The organism is Streptomyces recifensis (genome assembly GCF_002154615.1).
Classification (GTDB): Bacteria; Actinomycetota; Actinomycetes; order Streptomycetales; family Streptomycetaceae; genus Streptomyces; species Streptomyces griseoluteus.
Genome location: NZ_MUNH01000386.1, coordinates 1 through 1,200, shown reverse-complemented (window position 1 = coordinate 1,200; position 1,200 = coordinate 1). Strand labels below are relative to the sequence as shown.

The following is a 1,200-nucleotide window of genomic DNA, read 5'->3' as shown; positions in this document are numbered from 1 at the left end:
GGTCGCGGGCCCGGCGCTGCCGTCGGCCGAGAGTCCGTACGCCGCCTGGAACCGGCGCACCGCGGCGGCCGTGCCGGGACCGAAGTCGCCGTCGATGCTGACCCGCGACTGCGAGGCGGAGTCCGCCGCCCAGCCGGCCACCCGGATCTGCAGCTCGGTCACGTCGGCGCCGGTGGCGCCCTGGTTCATGGTCCGCGTCCAGTTGTACGCCTGCGCGCTGCCCGAGAGCAGGACCGGCCCGGCGAAGACGCCGGCCGTGGCGGCGAGGGTGCCGCGCAGGACGGTGCGGCGGTTCGGAGCGAAGGTCATCGTGAACTCCCTTGTGTCTGCGGCCGGAAGCGTGTGCGGCCGGAAGGCGTCTGCGGTCAGAAGGCGAGCTGGAACGGGACGTTCTGGGCGTCGGTGTCGTAGGCGTGCACGCGGAGCTTGAAGCGGGTGCCGTCCTTGACGTCGGTGGCGACGGTCGCCCACTGGGGGCCGAACGTCGAGTAGGTGTTGTCGTGGTTGCACAGCGTGGTGTGGTCCACGAAGACGACGCAGGCGTCCAGGAAGCCGGTGGCCGAGCTGCTGAGCTTGATGTTGATGTCGGAGCAGCGCGAGGTGGTCGTGTAGGTGCCGTACTCGACCGCGGCGGTGGAGTAGCGGTAGGTGAGGGACGTCGCGCCGCCGTAGCAGGAGGTGGCGGCGGCGGCCTTCTCGGGCTGGGCGACGGCCGGGGCGGTGGCGCCGGCGGCGAGCAGCGCGGTGGCGGCGGCGAGGACGGCCGCGGTTCTCCGTGTGTGGGTCATGGTGGGTCCGATCACTTGGGGGCCCATGTGCGGGGCCTTACGGGTGTCAGAAGGCGATCTGGACGCGCGCGGAGGAGCCTTCGAGGTCGACGCCGAGGGGCACGGTGAACTTGCTGCCGTCCTTGACGTCGGTCGCGATGGTCTTCCAGCTCCGGCCGACCTTGGTCCAGTAGTTGCACTCGCCGACGCGGGTGAACTTCACGCAGGCCCAGACGAATTCGGCGTCGCCGCCGACCATGCGGAGGTTGATGTCGGCGCAGCGGGAGGTCGTGGTGTAGGGGCCGAACTCGACGGCGTCGCCGTAGCTGACGGTGACGGCACCGCCGTAGCAACTGGTCTCCGCCGACAAGGCGTTGGCGGGGGCGGCCGACGCGGTGGCGGGCGCCGAGACGGCGAGGGCCGCGAGCAGGGC

At 71.8% G+C, this 1,200-nt stretch carries 3 protein-coding genes; all 3 read right to left on the bottom strand.

Going from position 1 to position 1,200, the window contains the following annotated elements:
• Positions 1 to 309 (bottom strand): peptidoglycan-binding domain-containing protein (locus CCN33_RS20135; RefSeq protein ID WP_140394602.1); only part of this gene is annotated, 309 nt, incomplete at its 3' end.
• A 56-nt stretch (positions 310 to 365) separates the two neighbouring features.
• Positions 366 to 788 carry a hypothetical protein gene (locus CCN33_RS20130; protein WP_086694969.1) on the bottom strand — a complete coding sequence of 141 codons (423 nt, stop codon included), beginning with the start codon at positions 786 to 788 and terminating at the stop codon, positions 366 to 368.
• A gap of 46 nt (positions 789 to 834) precedes the next feature.
• Positions 835 to 1,200 (bottom strand): hypothetical protein (locus CCN33_RS20125; protein ID WP_107483963.1); only part of this gene is annotated, 366 nt, incomplete at its 5' end.